Genomic DNA, 253 nt, shown 5'->3' with positions numbered 1-253 from the left:
GGTAGATTGCAAATTTAATCCGAATTTTTGGACAAATTTGTCAGCATAACCTGATACGGTGTTTGCCAGTCGAGTATTTTAAGCGGTCGCTGGTTAATTTGGAGTAACGTCGTCGTTAAATCTTGAGCACTAATGTGCTCAAAACGAGTCCCTTTAGGATAAAAATAACGTAAATTCCGATTAAAACGTTCATTACTACCACGTTCAGCTGGAGTATAAGCATGGCAGTAATAGGTCTTAATACCATATTGTG

The 253-nt window shown here is 37.9% G+C and carries 1 protein-coding gene; it reads right to left on the bottom strand.

The genetic code is table 11. The annotated features are described in order from the left end of the window. Positions 1 to 14: 14 nt before the first annotated feature. Positions 15 to 253: IS30 family transposase (locus FC26_RS02850; protein WP_139961740.1), on the bottom strand; the 239-nt coding region annotated here is incomplete at its 5' end.

This window comes from Paucilactobacillus vaccinostercus DSM 20634 (assembly GCF_001436295.1).
GTDB classification, from domain to species: Bacteria; Bacillota; Bacilli; order Lactobacillales; family Lactobacillaceae; genus Paucilactobacillus; species Paucilactobacillus vaccinostercus.
Note: the sequence above shows the minus strand (reverse complement) of the source record. Positions and strands in the feature narration are given on the sequence as shown.